Raw genomic sequence first — 25,589 nt, 5'->3', positions numbered from 1 at the left:
TTCTTTTTTTTCTATTAGTTTCGTCAATGAAATAGTTCTGTTCTAACTCATCTTTTTATTAGGATCTTCAATATATGCGGCAGCCCCTTTATCCATAAACAGTTCTACATTTTGCGCATGATGAGCCACATAGGCTGCGGGACCAGTGTCTCCCGAATTACAGATTTCTTCTACTACATCGGCTTTATTTTTTCCGGTAATCAGGAAAATGACATAGCGGGCATTCTGAATGGGGTATCCCGTCATTGCGATACGCTTCTGCCCGTTACGGGGATGTGCACTGACCACATAAATAGAGTTTGAAGTCAGCAAATCTTCTTGCCCGGGAAAGATCGAAGAAGTGTGTCCGTCATCTCCGGCTCCCAACAGTATAATATCGAATTCGGGCCAACCACGCTTAAACGGCACTTGCTGCCGGACTAACTCCGAATAACGAACCGCCTCTTTCGCAGGCTTTGCCTCTCCACGGATACGGAATACATTCTCATAGAGAATAGGAGTGATACCCAAAAGAAGGTTGCGCATCATTCCGTAATTACTGTCCGAATCATCGGGAGGCACACAACGTTCATCCACCCAATAAATCCGCATACGGTCCCAAGGGGTAATTTCCATATATTCATTCGCCCATAAATCGAACATCAGAGCAGGGGTATTACCACCACTAACTGCGATATTGAACACTCTGTCCGGCTCTTCATTCATGATTTCCACCAGGCGGAGTATCAATGCTCGTGAAGTTTCAATTGATGAGGGAAAAACTGATAGTTTCATAATTCACAATATTGATCTGTATTTGTCAAATTCTTACAAGGATTCGTCCAGTCAGCCCCATGTTCGTGCATCATTGCTTCACTTTCCAAAGGTCCCCACGTACCTGCGGGATAACCGTAAAGAGGCGCATCGGGGTTATCTTTCCAATAGCGGAGCACCGGATCGAAGAATTTCCATGAGGCTTCTACTGCATCACTTCGAGTAAATAAAGTCGGATCGCCCTGGATACAATCATCTATCAGACGGGCATAAGCGTCACCACTAGGCACACCGCCCAACTGTGCATAACTGAAATCCATCGTCACCTGGCGGACTTCGAAACCTGCACCGGGGACTTTCATTCCGATTTTGAGCACAATTCCTTCATTCGGTTGCAAACGAAGGATCAATTTATTAGCCCGTGGACAGTTGCCACTAGCACAATGAAACATCTGGTGAGGTGTTTCCCGGAAATGCACAACGATTTCCGTTACTTTCGTCGGCATTTGTTTACCTGTACGAATGTAGAACGGAACGCCACTCCAGCGCCAGTTACTAATGCCCAGTTTCATGGCAATATAAGTTTCCGTGCGCGAATCGGGAGCCACTCCTTTTTCTTCACGGTATCCTTTTTTACTACCGGAGGCTGTATATTGTCCGCGAACAATATGTTCATTCAAATCGATATCATTCAATGGAGTAAGAGATTCGTAGACCTTCACCACTTCATTACGGAAATTGTCTGCATTGAAAACAGCAGGCGGTTCCATAGCCGTAAGGGCCACGAGCTGTATCAGATGATTCTGCACCATATCCCGCAGCGCACCTGCCGTTTCATAGAACCCGCCTCGTTGCTCGATACCCAGATTTTCTACGGCTGTAATTTCTACGTAGTCAATATAGTTACGATTCCAGAGAGGTTCGAAGATACCGTTGGCAAAACGGAAAGCCAGTACATTCTGGGCCGTTTCCTTACCGAGAAAATGGTCGATACGGTAAATTTGATGCTCATTGAAAACAGAGGCATACGTTTTATTCAGTTCAAGTGCCGACTCGAGATCATAGCCGAAAGGTTTCTCAACGATGATGCGCGAGTGGGGAGTGTTAAGTCCGGCAGCTTTCAAATAGAGGGGCACTACTCCGTAAAGTGATGGCGGAGTGGCAAGATAGAACAGCAGATTGTCCGGATCTACCTCATTAGTCAATTCAACCAGACGTTGGCGGAGTTGCGGGTAACCTTCTTCTTTTGCCGGGTCCATCGGTAAATAGTAGAGATGGGAGACAAATGAAGCCATAAGAGCTGTGTCCTGTTCTTCAGACTTGACAAACAGTTGTAGTTCTTCTAATATATAGGAACGGTAGTTATCGTCAGAATAGACCGTACGCCCGATACCCAATATGGAAAACTCTCCGGTCAACCGTTTTTCACGGTAGAGGGAGTAAAGGGCAGGCATCAGCTTACGCTTGGTCAAATCACCTGACGCACCGAAAATTATCATTGCAAATTTATCCACTTTATTAATTTCTAAATATGAATTATAGGTTTACTCAAACATTATAGGTGCCCGATTTCGTATCTCCTCCGTGGCCTGTCCAGTTCTCGTGAAAGAACTGTCCGCGCAACTCATCCTTACGCTCAAAAGTGTGCGCACCAAAATAATCGCGTTGTGCCTGTACAAGGTTGGCGGGCAGATCGGCAGAAGTGAGCGAATAGAAATAGTTGAGGGCAGAGGAGAAAGCAGGAACGGGAAGTTCTTCTTTCATGGATTCCGCCACCAGGCTCTTCCATCCGGGAAGCAATGTCTTCATTTCTTCTTTAAAATAAGGAGCCAACAACAAGTGTTTAGGCTTGTCGGTGGCTTCGAAGGCAGCTGCAATATCGTTCAGGAATATACTGCGGATGATGCATCCCCCACGCCACATACGCGCAATGGAAGCCAGGTCGAGATGCCAGCCGAAAGCGTCGGAAGCACGTTGCAACACGGCGAATCCTTGGGCATAAGAGACGAGTTTGGAAGCATAAAGAGCAGAAAAGATATTCTTTACGAGTTCCGCCTTATTATATATAGGTTGTGTATGTTGACACTGGAATTGCTTGGAAGCCAAGTGACGCAAGTCTTTCTGTGAAGAAAGGCTTCGTTCGAATACCGCCGTGGCAATTAGCCCTAACGGCATACCGAGTTCCATCGCATTGATAACCGACCATTTTCCGGTTCCTTTCTGTCCGGCTGCATCCAGGATTTTATCAATGAGATAACCTCCGGATTTGTCTTTATGCCGCAGAATGTTGGCGGTGATTTCGATCAGATAACTGCGGAGTTTGCCTTCGTTCCAACGGGCAAAGACATCAGCCATTTCCTCATTGGTCAGATCAAGCAGCTTTTTCATCACCCAATAGGCTTCGGCAATCAGCTGCATATCACCATATTCGATACCGTTGTGAATCATCTTCACAAAATGACCGGAGCCGGCAGGACCCACCCATTGACAACAAGGAGTGCCGTCCGGTGCTTTTGCCGCAATACTTTGAAGAATCGGTTTCACTTCCGGCCATGCTTTTTCCGAACCACCGGGCATGATAGAAGCTCCATTCAAGGCTCCCTCTTCACCACCGGACACACCGCTACCGACGAAAAGAAATCCCTTTGATTCCGCCAGTTGGACACGGCGGTTCGTATCTTCGTAATTAGAATTACCGCCATCAATAAGGATATCTCCCGGTGAAAGCAGCGGGAAAAGCTGATCCATCAGTTCGTCAACCGGACTTCCGGCACGAACCATCATCATAATCTTACGGGGAATAGCTATCGAATCTACAAACGCCTTTATATCTGTGAATCCTTCGATGTTTTTACCTTTTGCACGACCATTCAGGAAGCGTTCTACCACCCCCTCTTCTACTCCGGGAACAGTACGGTTATAAACCGACACGTGCCATCCCTTACTCTCCATGTTTAAAGCAAGATTCTCGCCCATCACAGCCAAGCCGATAAGTCCGATATCTGTTTTATTCTGATTTGCCATAACTTGTATATTTTGAATATTCTTTATCTTAGTAACATTTGAAATGCACATTTGTTCGCAATATTTTAGATTAAAATATTATTTTTGTGGTCTACAAATAAAATCAAGGATGAAGAAGATCAAAATCGGTTTGTTGGCACGCATCGTTATCGCCATCATTTTGGGTATTGCCATCGGCACAGTTTTCCCAGCTCCGCTAGTGCGAATATTTGTTACGTTCAATGGCATTTTCAGTGAATTTCTTAATTTCTCTATCCCATTGATTATCGTCGGACTGGTTACTGTGGCTATTGCCGACATCGGAAAAGGCGCAGGAAAAATGCTACTCGTGACAGCTTTGATCGCCTACTTCGCTACTCTTTTTTCAGGCTTTCTCTCCTACTTCACAGGAGTCACAGTATTTCCTTCGCTCATCGAACCGGGTGCACCACTTGAAGAAGTAAGCGAAGCGCAGGGAATCCTCCCCTACTTCTCCGTCTCCATTCCGCCACTGATGAACGTAATGACAGCTCTGGTTTTAGCTTTCACACTAGGGTTAGGACTGGCGTCACTCAACAGCGACGCATTGAAAAATGTGGCACGTGATTTTCAGGAAATTATCGTACGAATGATAAGTGCCGTCATTCTACCTTTGCTACCGCTTTATATCTTCGGCATATTCCTCAATATGACACATTCGGGGCAAGTATATTCTATCCTAATGGTGTTTATTAAAATTATCGGAGTCATCTTCGTTCTTCATATTTTCCTGTTGGTTTTTCAGTATTCCATTGCGGCATTGTTTGTGCATAGAAATCCATTCAAATTGCTTAGCAAAATGCTGCCCGCTTACTTCACAGCATTGGGTACACAATCATCTGCAGCCACCATTCCCGTGACACTGGAACAGACCAAAAAGAACGGAGTATCTGCTGAAGTAGCCGGATTTGTGATTCCGCTATGTGCCACCATCCATCTATCGGGCAGTACACTGAAAATTGTAGCCTGTGCACTGGCATTGATGATGATGCAGGGAATGCCGTTCGACTTCCCCCTGTTTGCCGGGTTTATCTTTATGCTGGGTATCACTATGGTAGCTGCTCCGGGAGTCCCGGGTGGAGCAATCATGGCTTCCCTGGGGATTCTACAATCCATGCTCGGTTTCGACGAATCGGCACAAGCTTTGATGATTGCGCTTTACATCGCCATGGATAGTTTCGGTACTGCCTGCAATGTAACGGGAGACGGAGCTATCGCTTTGATTATCGACAAAATAATGGGAAAAAACCGTGCTGAATGACTGTGCTGAAAAATAATTGGAAAGTCACTTGGCTGGGTCACAAAAAATGCCGACATTTGCACCCACATTTTCAATTATATAAATAATTAGCGTATGAAAAAAGCCCTAATTTCAGGCATCACCGGGCAAGATGGTTCTTATCTTGCCGAATTTCTATTGCAAAAAGGTTACGAAGTACACGGTATACTCCGTCGTTCTTCTTCGTTCAATACAGGACGTATTGAACATTTGTATTTTGACGAGTGGGTGCGCGACATGAAACAGAAACGTACGATTAATCTGCATTATGGGGATATGACAGATTCTAGTTCGTTAATTCGTATTATTCAACAGGTGCAACCGGATGAAATCTACAATCTCGCAGCTCAAAGCCACGTGAAGGTTTCGTTCGACGTTCCGGAATACACTGCCGAAGCAGATGCTATCGGCACGTTGCGTATGCTCGAAGCTGTACGCATCCTGGGACTGGAAAAGAAAACCCGCATCTATCAGGCTTCTACTTCCGAATTGTTCGGTAAGGTGCAGGAAGTTCCACAAAAAGAGACAACTCCATTCTATCCCCGTTCTCCGTATGGGGTAGCCAAACAATATGGTTTCTGGATTACTAAAAACTACCGCGAAAGCTATGGTATGTTTGCTGTAAACGGTATTTTGTTCAATCACGAGAGCGAACGCCGTGGTGAGACGTTCGTTACACGTAAAATTTCGCTTGCTGCCGCACGTATCGCACAGGGCGAACAGGACAAACTGTACCTGGGTAATCTGGATTCTCTTCGCGACTGGGGATATGCCAAGGATTACATCGAATGTATGTGGCTAATCCTGCAACATGATGTTCCCGAAGATTTCGTTATTGCTACTGGAGAAATGCACACGGTGCGCGAATTCGCAACGTTAGCATTCAAGGAAGCAGGTATCGAACTTCGTTGGGAAGGCGAAGGCGTAAATGAAAAAGGTATTGACGTAGCTACCGGAAAATCTCTGGTAGAAGTTGATCCGAAGTATTTCCGTCCATCGGAAGTAGAACAATTGTTGGGCGACCCGACTAAAGCTAAAACACTGTTGGGCTGGGATCCACGTAAAACATCATTCGAAGAACTGGTAAGTATCATGGTTCGCCACGATATGGAGAAAGTGAGACGAATGATTGCTACCAAACATTAAAACTTGCTTTACTAATAGAATGGAAAAGAATGCAAAGATATATGTAGCAGGACACCGCGGACTTGTGGGATCTGCTATCTGGAAGAATTTGCAGGATAAAGGATACACCAATCTGGTAGGCCGCACTCACAAAGAGCTTGATCTGCTGGATGGCATGGCTGTCCGTAATTTTTTCGATGAAGAACAACCGGAATATGTATTCCTTGCTGCTGCCTTTGTGGGTGGTATCATGGCGAACAGCATCTACCGTGCCGACTTTATCTATAAGAATCTGCAAATTCAACAGAATATCATCGGAGAGAGCTTCCGTCACCATGTAAAGAAGTTGCTCTTCCTTGGTAGTACGTGTATTTATCCACGCGATGCCGAACAGCCGATGAAAGAAGATGTATTGCTTACTTCACCGTTAGAATATACCAACGAGCCGTATGCAATCGCCAAAATTGCCGGACTGAAAATGTGCGAGAGCTTCAACCTGCAATATGGAACGAACTACATCGCTGTGATGCCGACAAACCTTTACGGACCGAATGATAATTTCGACTTGGAACGCAGTCATGTACTGCCTGCCATGATCCGAAAGATTCATCTGGCACACTGTCTGAAAGAAGGAAACTGGGAAGCTGTACGCAAAGATATGAATCTGCGTCCGGTGGAAGGTGTAAATGGCGACAGTCCGAAAGAAGAAATCCTGGCTATTCTGCAAAAATACGGAATCAGCGAAACAGAAGTCACTCTTTGGGGGACAGGTACTCCACTCCGCGAGTTCCTTTGGAGCGAAGAAATGGCAGATGCCAGCGTCTTCGTAATGGAGCACGTAGACTTCAAAGATACCTATAAAGAAGGCAGCAAAGATATCCGCAACTGCCATATCAACATCGGCACCGGTAAGGAAATCACCATCCGTCAGCTGGCCGAACGTATTGTAGAAACTGTAGGGTATCAAGGAAAACTGACCTTCGACAGCAGCAAACCGGACGGCACTATGCGCAAGCTGACCGATCCTTCGAAACTGCACTCTTTGGGGTGGCACCATAAAATTGAAATCGAGGAAGGCGTACAAAGAATGTACGAATGGTACTTGAAATAAGAATTTAAAGAATCAATCAATATGCTATGAGCAGAATGATTTTTGCTTATAGCATATTTTTTTTTGATTATAGCATAATGATTTTTGGTTATAGCATAATGAAATTAGCTATAACCATAATCTTTCCTCCTACCAGCCTGTCGCAATCTCACTACATCGCCCTTCCCCCATTTCCAAAAATTCTTCCCTCTTAATTCTTCATTCTTAATATAATTGCTATATTTGCACAAATTAATACCAAATGTGCAAAACAATGGAACAAAGTTTTATAGCCTACATTGAGAATAGTATCAAAAATAATTGGGACCTGGATGCCCTGACCGATTATAAAGGTGCAACTTTACAGTATAAAGACGTAGCTCGCAAGATCGAAAAACTCCATATCATTTTTGAAGAAAGTGGAATCCGCAAAGGAGATAAAATCGCTGTTTGCGGAAGAAACAGCTCTCATTGGGGAGTCACTTTTCTTGCTACACTGACGTATGGGGCAGTTGTTGTACCCATTCTCCATGAATTTAAAGCGGACAATATACATAACATCGTCAACCATTCCGAAGCAAAATTACTGCTTGTAGGAGATATGGTATGGGAAAACCTGAATGAGTCGGCAATGCCGCTACTGGAGGGTATCCTGATGATGAACGACTTCACCCTGCTAGTGTCACGCAGCGAACGACTGACTTATGCACGCGAACACCTGAACGAAATGTTCGGCAAAAAATATCCGAAGAATTTCCGCACAGAGCATATCGCTTATCATAAGGATGAACCGGAAGAACTGGCTGTTATCAATTATACTTCAGGAACAACAAGTTACTCGAAAGGAGTAATGCTCCCCTATCGCAGTCTGTGGTCGAATACCAAATTTGCTTTTGAAGTATTAGACCTGCAAGCCGGAGATAAGATCGTATCCATGCTCCCTATGGCACACATGTACGGACTGGCTTTCGAATTCCTTTATGAGTTCTCCGTGGGTTGCCACATCTATTTCCTTACTCGCATGCCGAGTCCGAAAATCATTTTCCAGGCTTTCGAAGAGGTGAAACCTAATCTGATTGTTGCCGTACCGCTTATCATCGAAAAAATCATCAAGAAGAGCGTGCTTCCGAAATTGGAAACTCCTGCAATGAAGATCTTACTAAAAGTGCCTATCATCAACGACAAGATAAAAGCAACGGTACGCGAAGAAATGATTAAAGCATTTGGCGGAAACTTCAAAGCTGTTATTGTAGGAGGTGCTGCTTTCAATCAGGAAGTAGAACAGTTCTTGAAAATGATTGATTTCCCTTATACAGTAGGATATGGAATGACGGAATGTGGTCCGATTATCTGTTACGAGGATTGGAGAAGATTCAAGCCGGGTTCATGCGGAAAAGCTGTACCACGTATGGATGTGAAAGTGTTGTCATCTGATCCCGAGAACATTGTTGGCGAAATCGTATGTAAGGGTCCAAATGTGATGTTGGGATATTACAAAAACGAAGAAGCTACCCAAGAAGTTATCGACAAAGACGGATGGCTGCATACAGGTGACCTGGCTTTGATGGACGCCGAAGGAAATGTTACGATCAAAGGACGCAGCAAGAACCTGTTATTGAGTGCCAGCGGACAGAATATCTACCCGGAAGAAATTGAAGATAAATTGAACAACCTGCCATACGTGGCTGAAAGTATTATCGTTCAGCAAAACGAAAAACTTGTCGGACTTGTTTATCCTGATTTTGACGACGCTTTCGCTCATGGCCTGAAGAATGAAGACATCGAGCAAATAATGGAAGAAAACCGTGTGGCACTGAATGATACGCTACCGGCTTACAGCCAAATATCCAAGATGAAAATCTATCCGGAAGAATTCGAAAAGACACCGAAGAAGAGCATCAAACGTTATTTATACCAGGAAGCAAAAGGCTAATATAAAGTTAGCTGCATAGAGATATTACTTAAACCGAAAAGAGAAAGGAATGAAGATAAAGAAAACAATATTCACGGCAGCTATACTAATGGCTGCCGTTTGTTTACCAGCACAGAACAAGAGTGCAGGTATTAATATATCTATCTGGAAAGATATTTGTACGCAACCGCATGACAGTACACAGACGACTTATGTGAACATCGGTCTCCTGTCTACAATGAATCGCTTGAACGGTGTGGGTATCAATGCATTGGGAAGTGTGGTACATGGTGACATGAACGGAGTACAGATCACCGGATTAGCCAATCTGGCAGGTGGAACAATGAGGGGTGTCCAGCTAGCCGGTATCAGTAATATCAGCGGCAACAACACCGTAGGGCTTTCTGCTGCCGGACTAGTAAATATCACTGGCGACAGAACACAAGGAGTAATCATATCCGGTTTAACCAGTATCGGAGGAGATAATACCTCGGGGTTAATGATTAGCGGTTTCATGAATGTGACGGGCAATATGGCTTCGGGGCTACACTTTTCCGGAGCGGCAAATATTACAGGGCAGAGTTTCGGCGGCTTGATGGCTTCCGGACTTTTGAATGTAGTAGGCGAACACATGAACGGCTTGCAGATTGCAGGAATTGCCAACATAACTGCATCGAAACTGAATGGGGTGCAAATAGCATTATGTAATTATGCAACGCAGGCCCGCGGACTTCAAATTGGCCTTGTCAATTATTACAAAGAAGATATGAAGGGATTCCAACTCGGATTGGTTAATGCGAATCCTGATACAAGAGTGCAAATGATGGTGTATGGTGGAAATGCTACGCCTGCCAATATAGGTGTACGCTTCAAGAACCAATTGTTTTATACCATTCTGGGAATCGGCTCCATGTATCAGGGATTGAATGATAAGTTTTCGGCAAGTGCATCCTATCGTGCCGGCTTGTCCTTCACTCTTTACAAAGGCTTATCCATCAGCGGAGACCTTGGCTACCAGCATATCGAGGCTTTCGATAACAAAGACGAGGTGATTCCGAAACGTTTATATGCATTGCAGGCACGTGCCAATCTGGAATATCAATTTACCAGAAAGTTCGGTATCTTTGCAACAGGCGGTTATGGGCTAACCAGATTCTATAATAAATCAAGCAATTACGATAAAGGAGCGATTATAGAAGCAGGCATTGTTCTTTTCTAAATAAAATTACAATGAACGTTGAGATGAACATAACTACAATTAGAGAATACCAGCCAACAGATAAGAATGCTGTAATAGATTTAATCAGACAGAACACGCCTGCATATTTTGCACCGAAAGAAGAAGCTGATTTTAGTAACTATCTGGATAGCGAACGTGAACTTTATTTTGTTCTATTACTCAACAAGAAGGTTGTAGGCTGTGGCGGAATAAATTTTACAAAGGATAAAGCCAGCGGAAAAATAAGTTGGGATATCATACATCCCCAGTACCAAGGCAAATCGTTAGGAGCAAAATTATTAAAATATAGAATTGAAATATTAAAGTCCATTGATGGTATTCAAAAAATAACCGTTAGAACTTCACAATTAGCCTATAAATTCTACGAAAAGCAAGGATTCACACTGAAAGAAATCCAAAGAGACTATTGGGCCAAAGGCTTTGATATGTATAGTATGGAATATAACGGGCATTAATAATAAAAGTGCAATTCAATATTAATAATGAATTGCACTTTTTCCTTATGTATCAAGTAAATAAAGACACTATATTTTAAGCATTACTAAAACTATCAAATGATAAATGATGGTTTTAAGCCCTTATCATTTCAATCTATCACACCTTTTCTTTTATCAGACCAGTACGATAAGCAACAAGCAGTTTCTTCAAATCCTGTATTTGAGTCACTAGTTCTTTTCCCTTATCGGTATCTTTCACCATCATTCGTTGCGAATTAAATTCGAGAACGAAGTTGGTCGATTTGATATCAAGCCCCTCTTCAATGGCTTTCTGACGAGACTGGAATGGTTCGTGCTGTACGAGTTGCATACCATGAGAATGATAAACAAGCGTATACCCCGCAATTCCCGTTTCCGGCTGATAAGCTTTTGAAAAGCCACCATCAATAACGAAAAGCTTGCCATTGGCTTTCATAGGTTGTTCTCCCTGAATCGTTTTCACAGGCACATGACCGTTGATAATATGCGAATGAGGCCCTGAAGCTCCAAACTCTGTCAAAATCTGGTCACAAATATCTTCCCGATTACGCAATGTGTAATAATAGCCTTTCTTTTCTTTATGTAACTCTTTATCTTCTACAAAATAGCGCTCAAAAGTCGCCATCTTATCTTTATCGAACAAAGGAGCTTCCGGACCACACCACATATACCAGATATAATCCATAGCAAATTCCTTATCCTCCTCTCCTTCTTCATCGAAATAAGCGGTACGGATCAATTGATCGGCTTTATCCAGCAATTTATGTCCCCAGTATTCCTTACCACGTATTTTGACATGTTTAAAGCTGCCATCCTCATTCAGAGGAACAGAAGCATGATAAAGAAGATTCGAGTTTGAAACCAGATACATGCCGCCATAGGTAAACAGACAACGCATGTGCTTCTTCAATTTCTCACTATTCATAAATGAATAATGAATCTTTTCTACCAATTCACGTTCTTCTTCAGTCAGTCGGTAAGGATCTGCCGGATCTACAGTCGGGAAATTGGTATCACGCAAAGCATATTCTTTTCCTTCATATACAAAGACGCCGCGTTCAAAATCAATCTTCTCCAGAAGTTTACGATTAGCCATTCCGAATTCCGGACGGCGGTCGATGATTTCAGCTTCCAGCTTAAACTGGATAATGGTAATGGCTTTATGCATTTGAGTAATCAGACGCAAAGTCTTCTCATTATAATGAGCATCGGCAAAGTTCATTTTCGGCATGAAAATCGTGCAAGGATCATCGGCATACGTATCCATTGCAAAAGTAGCCAATGGAAGCAAATTGATTCCGTATCCGTCTTCAAGTGTCCCCAGATTACCATAGCGCATAGACATACGTATCACGTTAGCGATACAACTATCATTACCGGAAGCTGCTCCCATCCAGAGAATATCATGATTTCCCCATTGAATATCGAAATTGTGGTAATTACACAATGTATCCATAATGATATGCGCACCGGGACCACGGTCGTAAATATCACCTACGATATGAAGAGAATCAATAGTCAAGCGCTGAATCAGATTACACATAGCGATAATGAAATCGTCGGCACGCTTCGTAGTGATAATTGTGCTGATAATTACATTAATATAAGCATGCTTATTCGGTTCGATAGACGATTCGTGCAATAACTCCTGAATGATATAAGAGAATTCGGCAGGCAGTGATTTACGAACCTTCGAACGAGTATATTTGGAAGACACGTTCTGACAGACTTTCACCAGTTGGTTCAGCGTAATCAGATACCAATCATCCAGATCCTTTTCACGGGCCTTCACCAATTGCAGTTTCTCTTCGGGATAATAAATCAAAGTACAGATTTCTTTCTTTTCAGCTTCACGAAGAGTGTTGCCGAATATTTCATTTACTTTACGTTTTACCGCACCGGAAGCATTTTTCAGTACATGCTGAAAAGCTTCATATTCTCCATGAATATCAGTCAGGAAATGTTCCGTCCCTTTAGGTAGATTTAAGATAGCCTCTAAGTTGATTATTTCCGTACTGGCATCAGCAATGGTAGGAAAACTTCGGGAAAGCAGTTGCAGGTAACGGAGATCACTCACAATGCTTTCAGGAGTTATGTTACTTTGAGCAGTCATTCTATTTACTATTTTACTATTTACAATTTATTAATTGGCAACTTATTATTAGTTGACAACTTACCATTTAGTAACTCAAAAAAGGAATTTATTAATTCCTCTCCTTTTTCTTGTTACAAATTTATCTATTTTATACGATTCCTGATTAAGAAATGACTACTTTTTATTTACAAATCCATCATTTCTCAATTTTCAATTCTCAATTTAACAAGAACATTAACAGCACTTGAGCGATAATCACCCGCAGGAACATACACAGCGGATAAACAGTCGCGTAGGCTACGGATGGGTTGTCGCCGGGAATTGTATCGTTTACATAGTTCAGTGCCATCGGATTTGCCATACTTCCGCACAACATACCGGATACAGTACCGAAATCAATCTTCATCATCTTGAAAGCCACAAACCCCACCAGTACGGTTGGAACAATAGTCAATCCGGCTCCTAAAGCGATCCATAACAAACCTTCCGGACGGAATACGGTGTCAAAAAAATGAGCTCCGGCATCCAGTCCCAGACAAGCAAGGTACATGGAAAGTCCCAAGGCACGCAGCATCAGATTCGCACTACGGGTGGTATAAGTAATCATGTGTATCCGTGGTCCAAAAGTTCCCAGAAGGATACCAACGATAATCGGTCCACCCGCTAATCCCAGCTTCACAGGAGTACTGACACCCGGAAAAGAGAAAGGAATCGCCCCCAATGCCAAACCGAGTACGATGCCGATAAACACAACAACCAGATTGGGTTCTTTCAAACTTTTTACAGCATTTCCAAGTACTTTCTCCACATTCTGAATAGCAGCAGCCTCTCCCACTACCGTCAGGCGGTCTCCTAATTGAAGTACCAATCCCGGAGTAGCAAGCAACTGCACACCCGACCGGTAAACGCGACTGATGTTAATCCCATAATGATTTCTCAACCGGAGTGAACCGAGTTTCTTACCATTCAGTTCAGGGCGGGTAACGACAATACGTTGCGAAATCAATTCACTATCAATCGCATTCCAGTCAATGTCCTCTTTATTCCAATCCGTATTTTCCTGTTCACCAAAAAGCACGGTCAAGGCCAAAGCATCTTTCTCCGCAGTTACCACCAGCAAACGGTCACCTTCCTTCAATATCTTGTCAGAAGTCGGAATACTTACATGTCCGTCACGCCATAAGCGGGAGATGACAAACTTCGGGTAACTCATGCGAGCTATATCCTTGATGCTTTTATTGAAAATAGCAGGATTGTGTACTTGAAACGCTGCAATGTAGGTTTTGTTCGCATCGTCTTTCTCTTTTATCTCCAAGTCTTCTTTGCGAACCAACACTTTGCGAATTAATAAAACGGCAAGGATTACACCAACTACCCCCATCGGATAGGCTACCGCACATCCTAAAGCAGGAGTACTGCTGTCCATTCCCATCTGTTTCAATGTTTGTTGTGCAGCTCCCAACGCCGGAGTATTCGTCGTTGCTCCACAAAGGATACCAACCATATCAGGAAGAGAGACACCTGTCGCATAACTGGCCACCACCGTCAACAATGTTCCCAACAGAACAACTCCCAATGCCAGCATATTCAATGTCACCCCTCCTTTGCGGAAAGAGCTAAAGAAACCGGGACCGACTTGCAAACCGAGAGAATAAACGAAAATGACCAGTCCGAAACTTTCTGCGTAGTTCAACATCTGCGGATCGACCGAAAGCCCGAGATGGCCGGCGAGGATGCCTGCAAAAAAAACAAAAGTGACTCCCAGGGAAACTCCCCAGAAATGCACTCTTCCCAAGCCCAGACCAATGGCAGAAATCAATGAAAGTACCACAACAGCCTGTAAGGCAGAATGTTCGAGAAATAGACTATATAACCACTCCATGTATATAAAAACTAATAGGGCGCAAAGATAAAAACTATTTAGTCCGGTTCAAAACTTTTAAGCTTTCATTTCGCGCCCTATTTATACCCTGAATCATATATCCTGAAATCTTATTGATTACCCTTTTACTCCGTTACCTATTATTTTGTTCCTAATAACTATCCTATTTCTATCTTAACTATCTTATCCTTCTCTTTTCACCTGCATCTTGTTATCCCTCAAACGATCTTTTTCCCTCTGTTTCTTTCCGTTTTATCTTTCATCATTTCCCCTGAAACTCCACAAAGTTATTTCGTCCGTCCAGATAACCGCTTAACCTGTTTCCACCGATGTACACATCATCCAGGTATGAAACATCATTCGGTCCGTATGACATACGAATGGAAGTCTGCGCATAATTCTCCCAGCTCCAACGGAAATTATATTCATACTGCTCTACTGCTCCGTTAGGATATTCCACCCGTATATAGTCAATTCCCGTACGATCTAAAAAGAAATCCAGTTCCTGACGACAATAGTTACCGTCCATGTCCCGGTAGAAACTAACCCAGGTACGGCTACACAAATCAGCCGAACGATTATAGTATCCTGTACCATTATTATCATCATCATAGAAACTGTCTATTTCCACTTCGCAAGAGGTAAAACTGACCATCAATATAGCCATCAAAGCCAAACCGAAGTATTTAAATGTGTTCGTTTTCATATTCCTTTATTTTTAACGGTTCTCTAATTATTATCTATCATTTATCTTTCGATAGAACAAAAGTAGAGAATGAATTTTCCTTATGAAACTGAAAACTCCTACTTATCGGGAGGAAATTGCCTAAATCTAGGGGGTAAATCCCCCCAATGAAGTCTATTTCAAAGAATTCTTGTATCTTTGCCTCCTGCTAACAACACATGAAATCATCTGTCGCATGAAGTCAATCAAATCCCATATCACCCAACTGCTGAAATCCCTCAATGAGGGAGTATTCGAAAAAGAACATACCATCGCACTCTCCCTATTATCTGCCATGGCAGGTGAAAGTATCTTTCTATTGGGCCCTCCGGGAGTAGCCAAGAGCTTAGTGGCGCGCAGGCTCAAACTGGCTTTTAAAGATGCGGATGCTTTTGAATATCTGATGTCTCGTTTCAGTACACCGGATGAAATATTCGGCCCCGTCTCCATCTCAAAATTGAAAGATGAAGATACATACGAACGTATTACAAAAGGATACTTGCCGACAGCATCGATTGTCTTCCTGGATGAAATATGGAAAGCCGGTCCTGCTATCCAAAATTCTCTTTTGACAGTAATCAATGAAAAGATATATCGCAACGGACAATTTACGGTGCGTGTTCCTCTGAAAGCGCTGATTGCCGCGTCCAACGAACTACCCGCAAAAGGTGAAGGACTGGAAGCCCTATACGACCGTTTCCTGATCCGCCAGTTTGTCGGATGCATTGAACAGGAATATGCTTTCGACCAGATGATTTCTTCTACACGGGAAGTAGAACCTGAAATCCCGGCAAAACTCCAGGTAGACGATGAATTATACAATCAAATACAAGCTGAAAGTGAGAAAGTAGGTATCCACTATACCATCTTCGAGCTGATTCACAATATCAAACGAGAAATCGAACAATATAATACAGGGCGGGATGAAAACACCCCTCCGATCTATATATCCGACCGCCGTTGGAAAAAAATAGTAGGTCTGCTCCGCACCTCGGCCTATCTGAACGAATCTCCGGGAATTCACTTCTCCGACTGCTTGCTGATGAGTGCCTGTCTGTGGGATGAAGTTTCGCAGCTCCCCATCATCGAAAACATAGTGGAACAGTCGATTGCACGGGGAATCAATACATATTTATTGGGAGAAAAACGACTGGAACAGAAACTGGATACATTGAAAGAAAACATGAAGTCCGAACACAGCCTACGGGAACTTAGCGATCCGGGAATCCAGGTCGTAGATACCTTCTATCATCGCATAGAAGGTTACCACATTGCCGGAAATTTACTCATCTTTGCTTCGGATTACCAGTCTTTGAGGAAAGACAGCAACCGGTTGTTTTATATCCAACAGGATAAATTCCGTCCGGTCAACAAAATCCTGAAAGCCTACGATTTCGTAAAGAACAGGAATATCGCACAAAAGAATATTTATTCCCTCCGAAAAGGGAAACGATCTGTTTTCGTCAACAATCAGGAGTATCCACTACTATGTTATGATAATTGCGAACCTTTGCCAACACAGCAGGACGGCAGTACTCCGTTCGAATTTACATTGCAGGAAGTGATAGATTTACTTCATCAAATGGAGGTAGAATATAAAACAATCTCCGAGCGGGAAACAGCATATACAAAGGAACATCTTTTCTTAAGTTCATCGCAAAAAAGCAAAATTAAGCGAATCTTAGGGGAAACTGCACATATCATAGAGAACTACCGGAACGAACTTCGCATCATCGCTCATGCCCATGAACAAGAGAACAGAGAGTATTAGGCTCAAGCACCTGCAAGACATTTATTACGAAAAATTGCAGGGAATAGCCTATGATGTGTACGACGAACAACTACACAATCTGATTATCCGTCCCGAAGAACTGGATGCGGACATTCACCTGTATTTTCGTCACACACAACCCTCCCTGCAAGATTTCTACTCCCGTTATGCATCGCAATGGGAATACTTTCATGAAATGAATGAAGCATCGGACGCAAAGTTTCTTCAATTCCTGAAAAACAGCGCATACCCCTTCTCCATGAAATATCACCTGGTAGACCTCAACGTAAAATACTACCTCCAACGTTTTAATGTAATCAGCCCGCGTTCCAAAGAATGGAAAGCGTTGTGGACTCTTTTTTTCGACAAGTGGCATACGCTACTCTCGAACAATGAGTTCAACTATCAGATGGAACATATCGAGCAACTCTGTGAGGATTTCTACCGTATTCAACTGGCATTAGCCAAAAATCTTCCGGTACGCGGTGGCTCACGCCTCGTCTGGCTACTTCGCAATCATAAACAGATAGCGGAACAGATTTTAGAATACGAAGAAACGATCAAACGAAATCCCGTTATCCGCGAACTGGTAGAAATCTTAGGCAAAAAACACCAAAGTAGCCGGAAACGTTTCAAAATGACCGCAGGTATTCACCGGGAACAAATTATATCTCATGCCACCCGAAGTGATATTGCAGGCATTTGTGAAGGAAACGATTTGAATAGTCTTCTCCCTCTGGAATATTGTTATCTGGCGGAAAAGAACCTGCAACCCATATTTTTCGAGCGTTTCATAGAGAAGAGACTACAAGTCATCGATTATCAATCGCACGAGAAACAAACCATCAATGATAAGAAAACAGTAGGAAATGAAGTTTCCGAAGAAGCTGAAGGCCCTTTCATCGTTTGCCTGGACACTTCCGGTTCTATGGCAGGCGAACGGGAAAGAATCGCAAAATCTACTCTACTTGCCATTGCCGAATTGACAGAAGTACAACATCGGAAATGTTACGTCATCCTCTTCTCCGATGATATCGAGTGTATTGAAATAACCGATTTAGGGAGTAGTTTCGATCGCCTTGTCGATTTTCTAAGCCAATCTTTTCATGGTGGCACAGATATGGAACCAGTCATCACACATGCTTTGCGAAAGATCAGCGAAGAAGGATATATGGAAGCAGACATCATCACCGTATCGGATTTTGAGATGCGTCCCGTCGATCAACTACTATCCCGGACCATAGAACATGCAAAAGCAAAACAGACAAAGATGTATGCCATTTCTTTAGGAGGCAAAAGTGCCGAGACCAGTTATCTGAAATTATGTGATAAATATTGGGAATATAGTGTTCAAAACGCTGAAAGTCTTAATAAAAATAGAATTGAAGAATCAAATATTTAATCAATGTTATAAAACATCTCTTTTTTCTTGTTTTATTTGCAAATTCGACAGAAGTCCGTATATTTGTACTGTGTTTTTCATAGTATTAGATTTAAGGTTAACAAAAGATTGGCTGTCTGGGATAGATAGCCTTTTTTTATGTCCTTTTCTCACGTCAAATATACCGTCACTATCCCATCCGGATGTTTACCCTATCCCATGAAGATACCGTCACTATAATAAGCGGATAGCGTCAATATGTTTCAAGTTCCCATTCCATCGATAAAAATTAAAAGCTTTCGAAAAAAAATTCTTCCGTTTAACATTTGAAACATAGCAGGTTATCTCATTTCACAAAAAACAGGTAAAAAAAATCTTGCTAAAAGATTTGCGTAGTCCAAAAGTTCCCCCTATATTTGCACCGCATTTGAGAGAGAATGCGGGTTCAAGGAAGTTTGGGTGAGTGGCTGAAACCACCAGTTTGCTAAACTGACGTACTCGTAAGGGTACCGGGGGTTCGAATCCCCCAGCTTCCGCAAAATCTCAAAATAAAAAGAGCTAAGTTTTATAGACTTGGCTCTTTTTAAATCTATCAAACTCCGGTGGGTTCGTCTAACGGTTAGGACACATGCCTCTCACGCATGTAATACGAGTTCGATTCTCGTACCCACTACCAAAGAAAAAGAGGAAATGCAGTTTAACTACATTTCCTCTTTTTCTTTATAGATCTCGAAATAAGATTCCTTATCAATCCTCAACCGGACTCTATCCTCCCTTTTCTGCCCTGCCAGATTCACAAACAGATTGAAATACAGTTGGCTGAAAGAAAGGTTGGAACGATCATAAGTAATATCAAATGTCCAGGTTCTACGAAAAGAATCGAATGTTGCATACGATTGCTCACCCCCTTTACACATAAACACTTCCGGGAAAGACGTAGGAGGATAAGGCTGGAATAAACCCGCTAATTGAACATAAATATAGTCAATCATCCATTCGTCTCCTGTTAAAGTCAATTCTCCCTTTAAACGGAGTTTGATGGCATAACTGGCAGTCACGTCGGACGAAGTATAAACAGGAACCTGGCTTTCTGCCGGATAGTTGCCGTCTTTATATCCAAGACTCATCGTTAGTTTGGATAGACCGACACCATTAAAGCCACTCACCTCCTGATCTGCCAACCGGTTTTTCAGACTGACCATAAATGTCAGTTTACCGAGCGTCGGATCACCCGGATATTGTGCAAGCGTGTCCAATACATAATCTTCGGTATTGTAACTACGGGCTATTAAATCACCCTTCCCAGCCTCCAAAGCCGGACCACCTCTTTCCACATCCACGTTGCCAACCGGATAATAAATAGCATCATTATCCCTTACGCAACCACTCAAACAGAACAGCAACACTGCCAAGCCTATTATCTTATTCATTATCATCTTACCTCTTGATTTTGCAGACAAAGATACATCTTTTTTATACCACACTTGATTTATGTCAACCGTTTTTAGTATTTTTGCACACATCAAGACAGAAAAGATATGGATACATTATTAAGAGAGACTGTAAATGCTGTTGTAAATTCCCGCTTTCCGGAAATGAGTATAGAAGGAAGACGACAGATAGAAAGTATACTGATTCGTGAAGAATTTCCCAAAGGAGCAATAGCGCTGAATGAAGGAGAAGTAGCTCATGAAATCGTATTTGTCGGCAAAGGGATGCTTAGGCAGTACTATTACAAGAATGGGAAAGACGTGACCGAACATTTCTCATACGAAGGATGTATCGTGATGTGCATTGAGAGTTTTCTGAAACAAGTACCCACCCGGCTAATCGTGGAAACCCTCGAACCTTCCATTATCTACCTGTTCCCTCGCGACATGATACAAAAATTGGCAAAAGAGAACTGGGAAATCAATATGTTCTACCAAAAGATACTGGAATACTCCTTGATTGTGTCACAGATTAAAGCAGACTCCTGGCGCTTTGAATCCGCCCGCGAACGCTATAACCTCCTGCTCGAAACACATCCGGAAATTATCAAACGTGCACCTCTGGCATACATCGCCTCTTATCTTTTGATGACACCGGAGACACTAAGCCGTGTGCGCTCCGGTGTTCTATGATTTTAGCGGCTTTTCCGGTATCCTTTAGGAGACATACCGGTGTAATGCTTGAAATACTTTCCAAAGAACGACTGGTTAGCAAAATTCAGCCGATCGGCAATTTCCTGAATATTCATGCTTGAAGAATTCAGAAGTGCTTTTGCTTCCAGAATCACCAGTTCGTCGATCCACTCTCCCACCGTTTTTCCGCTGACCTCTTTCACTACTCCCGAAAGATGCTTCGGCGTCAGACACAACTGGTCAGCATAGAATTTCACGCTCCGTTCAGACTGGTAAGACTCCACTAAAGACTCATAAAAACGTTCGAAAATATATTCTTTCCGGCTTTTATTTTTCATGGTAGTAGCATTGGCTGGCGCATGATTGGTAAAGATATTACAAAGTTCAAAAAAGAACCCTTGCATCAAGCCCATTACCACTTCTTTACGATATAAAGCCTCCTTATTCTTCAATCGTTTTCTGATAAATGCATGATATTCCTTCACAGTCTCCTGCTCCTGCGGTGTAAGATTGAAACACGGGTAATCTTTCAGATAAAAGAATAAGGAAAGCACATTACTGATCTTAGGCAATGTCTCTAACAAGTTCTTCGACACAGCAAAGAATATCGCTTTAAAGTCGGAACTGAAACACCGCTGTTCGACAATCTGATTAGGCAGCGCGATCACCATTAATCCGGGGAACAGTTGAAACTCACGTAAACTAATATTAAAAGTACCAGTACCTTCCAGGCAAAGACCTACCGTCAACACCTCCAGTTTAGTCGGTCCATTATACAACGATATAACGCTCTCCGTATCGAAGAGCGCTATATCGTTATCAACAACATCAATGTTGTCAGAATCTATATGTTTAGAATGAACTACCGAAGAAATACCTACTTTGGGAACATTTTGAATATACATACTCTCTCTTTTTTGCGACAAATATACCAGCATTTAATCAGATATACAAGCCGTTCAAGAGTATTATCAGACATAATGAACACTTTTAGTTACTTATTGAACAGACCGGAATAAATATACAGAATCACGTTGGGCAGCCGGCACTGTCCATTTCTCCGGAACAAACTTCCACTGATTCAGGGCTTTGGGGTTCATCGTACCTTTCTTTTCGATATAATTCATCAAATAGAAACGAAGATCTTTATCTGTAGAGAAAATTATGCGGTCCTTCAAATCCTCCTGCGGAATACCCGATCCTTTCGTCAACAGTTCTCCACCACCATTACCACGATAAGAATTTAAGGCCACTTTATATATCTTATCCATACGGAAAGGAGAACCGTCCGCCATGCTCGTAATCGTAATCTTTTCTCCCTTCGGTTTTGTCACGTCCACCGTATAAATAATGCCGGAAGCCGAGTCGAAATTAAAACTGAAGTTCTGGAAAGAAGCCCTGTCTTCCGCACCTTCCCGAGGTTTCTTCTTGAACCAGAGCAGATGATCTTCCGGTGACTTCATCTGGTTCGTCCACATATAATAAGACATCTCCAGAAAATCCTTAATCTCCTTTCCGGACAACGTCATCACATACAGCATATTCTCATACTTATACAAGTTGAACATATCACTGACAAACACATCCCCTTTCTTTATCTCCGCATCAAACGAAAGCGGAGCGGCAAAAGAGATGTCAGCTCCGGTTATATCGAGCTGTAAAGTATGTATCAAATCAATAAAAGCAGAAGGACCGAAGAAAGCAGGATGAGTAGAGATACTCTCGGTAAAAGTGCCGATCTTCTTGGATACAAACTTCTGCACCGTCTCATATTGCGGAGCAAAACGCTTCATGAAATCCTCGCTGATTCCGTAAGCTTCCGTTTCTGTCAACTCCCCTTTGACGTCCTTGCTCTGCACCTTTCCATCTTTCAGTTTCAAGGTCACATCGACATTAGACAATACAATTCCATTGCTGGCCGGATCGATAATCAACACCGAATCTCCGGCTACATTCATCACCTTCTTACATTCGCGGGCATGATCGTGTCCCATCAATACAATATCGAATCCAGGTACATTCTTCGCTACGTTAAGAGAAGCATTCTCATTGTATTTGCCCGACATTTTGAAAGCCTCCTGTCCGGCATGAAACAATCCGATCACCAAATCCGGATTCTCTTTTTCACGGATAATCTTCATCCATTTGCGTGCCGTCTCTTCCATATCATCGAAACGCAAGCCTTTCCACAGATTTTCAGAAAGCCATGCAGGGATGGCAGGAGTAATCATACCCAATACCACAATCTTCACGCCATCACGTTCCAACACCTTATAAGGAGCCAGATGGGGTTTTCCCGTAGACGTATCAATGATGTTGGCACCCAACACAGGGAAGTCACAAGTGGCTATCCAACGGTCGAACACAGCACGTCCCGTTTCCACATCATGGTTCCCCATATTACCGGCATCATATTTCATGAAATTCATCATTTCCGAACAAAGATGAGGAGACACCGTATCTATATAATTATAGTAATAGGCAGTAGGCTGTCCCTGTAAAATATCACCATTATCCAGCAATATCAGATTCTCTTTATACTGTTCACGCTCTTTCTGCACGAAAGAATAAATACGTGCCAGACTACCCTTCCACTCGTGGCGGGTTATAAAATTGTAAGGATAATAATTACCATGTACGTCACTCGTTTCCACAATCTTCAGCTTCACCACCTTTTCCTGCGCCGCAACAGACAGTACGAGACAGAAAAGCAAGCCATAAATAAATCCTATTCGTTTCATTCTTTTTCTATATTTAGCGGATGCGAAAATACGAACCGTGCCCCACCGGTATAGTCAGGATCGATCCATATACTTCCTTTCCATTTATGCACAATCAATTTACAGATAGACAATCCCAATCCGGTTCCCTGGGCGTACTCATTCAGCTTTTCAAAACGCTCGAACACAAGTCCCTGTTTTTCTTTCGGGATACCGCATCCGGTATCCGTTACCGAGAAAATAGCCATTTGCTTTTCCTCATTCACAGAAAAGTCCAAGGTAATCTTCCCGCGTTTCGTAAATTTGTCGGCGTTGGACAGCAGATTAATGATTACCTGTTGCATACGCTGCACATCCGTCACCATCCGGAAAGTTTCAAAAGAAGTGGAAAACAAGAACTGATTGTCCGACGACTGCCGTGAAAAACTAACAGAGGCAACCACCTGACTACACAACTGCACCACATCACATTCCTCCCACGTCAAAGTCACCCGGTTCGCCTCCAGACGTGAAAGATCGAGAATATCATTAATCAGACGAAGCAACAAATCCGAATTGGTTTTGATAATCTTATAATAAGACTGCTGTTCATCCTCCGTGCTACCGCCCATTGCCAGTACATCCGAAAAGCCGACAATCGAGTTCAACGGCGTCCGTATCTCATGACTCATATTGGCAAGGAAAGCACTCTTCAGACGATTAGACTCTTCCGCCCTGTCTTTCGCTACACGCAAATCCTTCTCCGATTTCAGAAGCTCGTCTTTCAAACGTTTCGTACGGAAATAATAGAAAAGAGAGATACATAAGCCAAGTACCAGAATCACGAACAAAGCACAAGCAGACCATATCTGATAAGTATATTGCTGATAGAACGAAACCGGTTGGTTGACAAGCTGCACTTTAAAAGGCAACACGCTTGGGTGCAGCCCCCACTCTTTCACCTTCCGGCTATCCAATACCGCTTTAGAGCCAATGATCGAAAGATGCTTCCCCGTATCCTCCGGGTGCTGATCCATCCGTATGGACTCCATAGCCATTTCTCCTCCCACTTTCCGATAATCGGGCAGCACTCCTCCTATCGCCCAATATCCAAGGCTCACCGATGAAGGAGTAAAAGCCGGGATGGTAGGAGTAGCCTCCATCATGGCATACGTCGCATTCCGCATGAAATACCCCTCGTTCATATCCACACGCCACGTTCCCACCAGAATAACCGTATTTTCGGGCAGCTGTCTCAATTCCTCAACGATGGTATAAATAGAATGTCTCCGGCCGTCCATCAAAATCAAATCCAGATCGGGGAACTTCTTCATTTCTTTTCGTACCAACGCTTGCATAGTCACTCCGCCATAAGTATTGTCCGAGATAAAGGCAATGTGTTTCGTTTTCGGATAGAAAGCTTGAATCATGGAGATATTACCTTCTATATTATATTGATTGATAAATCCCGATTCCAGTTCGGGAATATCCAGATGATCTTCAAAGATATCGACAGATTCGGGCATCCAGCAATCAAGGTTTTCCACCGTATCTTTTGGCAATATCACCACATTACTACTGGCCAGACTGCACATCACCGGCACTTTCACCTGCATTTCATCCCTCTGCGACAAATAGGCAGCCCACGCTTCCTGTCCTAATAAAATAATTTGTGCCGGATGCTTTTCTCCCTGATATTTAGCCAGAATCTGCGTCATCATCGCGCTCCATAACGGAGCCTCCGAGAAACTTTTACAGTTCATGTTTTCGATGACAATGTCGCGCTGTCCTCCCAACTTACTATATTCATCCATATAATCGGAAATAGTGACCGAGGTTTGGTGTGCTGCCGGATTATAAGAGCAAATAATCAGAATAGGTTTCTTATCTTTAGAGACAGCCAATACTTCCGTTGACTGCAGAAGCCAAAGGAAACAGATAAAAAGATATCCAAGACGTCCCAGCATAATTATGCAGTTTTGATGTGTTAATTCATT

The 25,589-nt window shown here is 42.9% G+C and carries 19 protein-coding genes and 2 tRNA genes; 11 read left to right on the top strand and 10 right to left on the bottom strand.

Translation table 11 applies throughout. The features are described from left to right. Positions 1-42 precede the first annotated feature (42 nt). From pgl to gnd, 3 genes are read right to left on the bottom strand one after another with little or no spacing between them, the layout of a single operon-like run. Positions 43-774, bottom strand: a complete 732-nt coding sequence (gene pgl / locus Bovatus_RS01750; protein WP_004297828.1) for a 6-phosphogluconolactonase — start codon at positions 772-774, stop codon at positions 43-45. Then, the gene (gene zwf, locus Bovatus_RS01745) at positions 771-2,267 is read right to left on the bottom strand and encodes a glucose-6-phosphate dehydrogenase (protein ID WP_004297829.1); all 1,497 of its coding nucleotides are present in this window, start codon (positions 2,265-2,267) and stop codon (positions 771-773) included. The genes pgl and zwf overlap by 4 nt, the downstream gene beginning before the upstream one ends. A 34-nt stretch (positions 2,268-2,301) precedes the next feature. Then, complete coding sequence (gene gnd / locus Bovatus_RS01740; protein ID WP_032846467.1) at positions 2,302-3,777, bottom strand: decarboxylating NADP(+)-dependent phosphogluconate dehydrogenase; 1,476 nt, start codon at positions 3,775-3,777, stop codon at positions 2,302-2,304. A 109-nt stretch (positions 3,778-3,886) separates the two neighbouring features. On the opposite strand from gnd, the gene Bovatus_RS01735 reads away from it, so the two are divergent. The 6 genes from Bovatus_RS01735 (at position 3,887) to Bovatus_RS01710 (ending at position 10,896) form a co-directional block, all read left to right on the top strand. Continuing rightward, positions 3,887-5,056: a dicarboxylate/amino acid:cation symporter gene (locus Bovatus_RS01735; protein ID WP_004297835.1), complete on the top strand. Its 1,170-nt coding sequence runs from the start codon at positions 3,887-3,889 to the stop codon at positions 5,054-5,056. A gap of 93 nt (positions 5,057-5,149) precedes the next feature. Beyond that, on the top strand, positions 5,150-6,220 hold the full coding sequence (gene gmd / locus Bovatus_RS01730; protein WP_004297836.1) for a GDP-mannose 4,6-dehydratase: 1,071 nt from the start codon (positions 5,150-5,152) through the stop codon (positions 6,218-6,220). Between the two features lie 19 nt (positions 6,221-6,239). Then, complete coding sequence (locus tag Bovatus_RS01725; protein WP_004297837.1) at positions 6,240-7,310, top strand: GDP-L-fucose synthase family protein; 1,071 nt, start codon at positions 6,240-6,242, stop codon at positions 7,308-7,310. A gap of 253 nt (positions 7,311-7,563) precedes the next feature. Then, complete coding sequence (locus Bovatus_RS01720; protein WP_004297838.1) at positions 7,564-9,222, top strand: AMP-binding protein; 1,659 nt, start codon at positions 7,564-7,566, stop codon at positions 9,220-9,222. Between the two features lie 49 nt (positions 9,223-9,271). Next, positions 9,272-10,420, top strand: coding sequence for an LA_2272 family surface repeat-containing protein (locus Bovatus_RS01715; RefSeq protein ID WP_004297842.1), 1,149 nt, complete (start codon positions 9,272-9,274; stop codon positions 10,418-10,420). An 11-nt stretch (positions 10,421-10,431) separates the two neighbouring features. Continuing rightward, on the top strand, positions 10,432-10,896 hold the full coding sequence (locus tag Bovatus_RS01710) for a GNAT family N-acetyltransferase (RefSeq protein ID WP_004297843.1): 465 nt from the start codon (positions 10,432-10,434) through the stop codon (positions 10,894-10,896). Positions 10,897-11,035: 139 nt separating this feature from the next. On the opposite strand, the gene Bovatus_RS01705 is transcribed toward Bovatus_RS01710, so the two are convergent. The 3 genes from Bovatus_RS01705 to Bovatus_RS01695 all read right to left on the bottom strand — a co-directional run bounded on the left by Bovatus_RS01705 (position 11,036) and on the right by Bovatus_RS01695 (position 15,600). Then, entirely contained in the window at positions 11,036-13,030 is a 1,995-nt protein-coding gene (locus tag Bovatus_RS01705; protein ID WP_004297844.1) for a fructose-bisphosphatase class III, read from the bottom strand. 199 nt (positions 13,031-13,229) lie between these two features. Beyond that, positions 13,230-14,894: a putative transporter gene (locus tag Bovatus_RS01700; protein WP_004297845.1), complete on the bottom strand. Its 1,665-nt coding sequence runs from the start codon at positions 14,892-14,894 to the stop codon at positions 13,230-13,232. Positions 14,895-15,156: 262 nt separating this feature from the next. Then, positions 15,157-15,600, bottom strand: a complete 444-nt coding sequence (locus Bovatus_RS01695) for a hypothetical protein (RefSeq protein ID WP_004297847.1) — start codon at positions 15,598-15,600, stop codon at positions 15,157-15,159. A gap of 214 nt (positions 15,601-15,814) precedes the next feature. On the opposite strand from Bovatus_RS01695, the gene Bovatus_RS01690 reads away from it, so the two are divergent. From Bovatus_RS01690 to Bovatus_RS01675, 4 genes are all read left to right on the top strand, one after another. Continuing rightward, positions 15,815-17,389 carry an AAA family ATPase gene (locus Bovatus_RS01690; protein WP_004297848.1) on the top strand — a complete coding sequence of 525 codons (1,575 nt, stop codon included), beginning with the start codon at positions 15,815-15,817 and terminating at the stop codon, positions 17,387-17,389. Continuing rightward, positions 17,364-18,791 (top strand): VWA domain-containing protein, encoded by a 1,428-nt coding sequence (locus Bovatus_RS01685; protein WP_004297849.1) that lies wholly within the window; start codon positions 17,364-17,366, stop codon positions 18,789-18,791. The genes Bovatus_RS01690 and Bovatus_RS01685 overlap by 26 nt, the downstream gene beginning before the upstream one ends. Positions 18,792-19,219: 428 nt before the next feature. Beyond that, positions 19,220-19,306 (top strand) — tRNA-Ser (locus Bovatus_RS01680). A gap of 65 nt (positions 19,307-19,371) precedes the next feature. Then, positions 19,372-19,446 (top strand) — tRNA-Glu (locus tag Bovatus_RS01675). 25 nt (positions 19,447-19,471) lie between these two features. Here the strand turns inward: Bovatus_RS01675 and Bovatus_RS01670 are convergent. Further along, a complete protein-coding gene (locus tag Bovatus_RS01670; protein ID WP_004297852.1) occupies positions 19,472-20,293 on the bottom strand; it encodes a DUF3845 domain-containing protein in 822 nt (273 codons plus the stop codon). A 15-nt stretch (positions 20,294-20,308) separates the two neighbouring features. On the opposite strand from Bovatus_RS01670, the gene Bovatus_RS01665 reads away from it, so the two are divergent. Next, a complete protein-coding gene (locus tag Bovatus_RS01665) occupies positions 20,309-20,893 on the top strand; it encodes a Crp/Fnr family transcriptional regulator (protein ID WP_004297853.1) in 585 nt (194 codons plus the stop codon). A 2-nt stretch (positions 20,894-20,895) separates the two neighbouring features. Here Bovatus_RS01665 and Bovatus_RS01660 read toward each other — a convergent pair whose 3' ends face one another. The 3 genes from Bovatus_RS01660 to Bovatus_RS01650 form a co-directional block, all read right to left on the bottom strand. Then, complete coding sequence (locus Bovatus_RS01660; protein ID WP_044917626.1) at positions 20,896-21,798, bottom strand: helix-turn-helix domain-containing protein; 903 nt, start codon at positions 21,796-21,798, stop codon at positions 20,896-20,898. 93 nt (positions 21,799-21,891) lie between these two features. Further along, positions 21,892-23,634, bottom strand: a complete 1,743-nt coding sequence (locus Bovatus_RS01655; protein ID WP_004297856.1) for a bifunctional metallophosphatase/5'-nucleotidase — start codon at positions 23,632-23,634, stop codon at positions 21,892-21,894. After that, the gene (locus Bovatus_RS01650; RefSeq protein ID WP_004326853.1) at positions 23,631-25,559 is read right to left on the bottom strand and encodes a sensor histidine kinase; all 1,929 of its coding nucleotides are present in this window, start codon (positions 25,557-25,559) and stop codon (positions 23,631-23,633) included. Before Bovatus_RS01650 ends, Bovatus_RS01655 begins: the two co-directional genes overlap by 4 nt. Between the last annotated feature and the right edge of the window lie 30 nt (positions 25,560-25,589).

Origin of the sequence: Bacteroides ovatus (assembly GCF_001314995.1) — a bacterium.
Taxonomy (GTDB): Bacteria; Bacteroidota; Bacteroidia; order Bacteroidales; family Bacteroidaceae; genus Bacteroides; species Bacteroides ovatus.
The sequence above is the reverse complement of the archived record's forward strand: the minus strand, read 5'-3'. Positions and strand labels throughout refer to the sequence as shown.

Bases quoted from the DNA above. Each gene is read 5' to 3' on its own strand.
- pgl (WP_004297828.1), bottom strand. From the start codon at position 774: ATGAAACTATCAGTTTTTCCCTCATCAATTGAAACTTCACGAGCATTG.
- gnd (WP_032846467.1), bottom strand. From the start codon at position 3,777: ATGGCAAATCAGAATAAAACAGATATCGGACTTATCGGCTTGGCTGTG.
- Bovatus_RS01735 (WP_004297835.1), top strand. From the start codon at position 3,887: ATGAAGAAGATCAAAATCGGTTTGTTGGCACGCATCGTTATCGCCATC.
- gmd (WP_004297836.1), top strand. From the start codon at position 5,150: ATGAAAAAAGCCCTAATTTCAGGCATCACCGGGCAAGATGGTTCTTAT.
- Bovatus_RS01725 (WP_004297837.1), top strand. From the start codon at position 6,240: ATGGAAAAGAATGCAAAGATATATGTAGCAGGACACCGCGGACTTGTG.
- Bovatus_RS01720 (WP_004297838.1), top strand. From the start codon at position 7,564: ATGGAACAAAGTTTTATAGCCTACATTGAGAATAGTATCAAAAATAAT.
- Bovatus_RS01715 (WP_004297842.1), top strand. From the start codon at position 9,272: ATGAAGATAAAGAAAACAATATTCACGGCAGCTATACTAATGGCTGCC.
- Bovatus_RS01710 (WP_004297843.1), top strand. From the start codon at position 10,432: ATGAACGTTGAGATGAACATAACTACAATTAGAGAATACCAGCCAACA.
- Bovatus_RS01705 (WP_004297844.1), bottom strand. From the start codon at position 13,030: ATGACTGCTCAAAGTAACATAACTCCTGAAAGCATTGTGAGTGATCTC.
- Bovatus_RS01700 (WP_004297845.1), bottom strand. From the start codon at position 14,894: ATGGAGTGGTTATATAGTCTATTTCTCGAACATTCTGCCTTACAGGCT.
- Bovatus_RS01695 (WP_004297847.1), bottom strand. From the start codon at position 15,600: ATGAAAACGAACACATTTAAATACTTCGGTTTGGCTTTGATGGCTATA.
- Bovatus_RS01690 (WP_004297848.1), top strand. From the start codon at position 15,815: ATGAAGTCAATCAAATCCCATATCACCCAACTGCTGAAATCCCTCAAT.
- Bovatus_RS01685 (WP_004297849.1), top strand. From the start codon at position 17,364: ATGAACAAGAGAACAGAGAGTATTAGGCTCAAGCACCTGCAAGACATT.
- Bovatus_RS01670 (WP_004297852.1), bottom strand. From the start codon at position 20,293: ATGTGTGCAAAAATACTAAAAACGGTTGACATAAATCAAGTGTGGTAT.
- Bovatus_RS01665 (WP_004297853.1), top strand. From the start codon at position 20,309: ATGGATACATTATTAAGAGAGACTGTAAATGCTGTTGTAAATTCCCGC.
- Bovatus_RS01660 (WP_044917626.1), bottom strand. From the start codon at position 21,798: ATGTATATTCAAAATGTTCCCAAAGTAGGTATTTCTTCGGTAGTTCAT.
- Bovatus_RS01655 (WP_004297856.1), bottom strand. From the start codon at position 23,634: ATGAAACGAATAGGATTTATTTATGGCTTGCTTTTCTGTCTCGTACTG.
- Bovatus_RS01650 (WP_004326853.1), bottom strand. From the start codon at position 25,559: ATGCTGGGACGTCTTGGATATCTTTTTATCTGTTTCCTTTGGCTTCTG.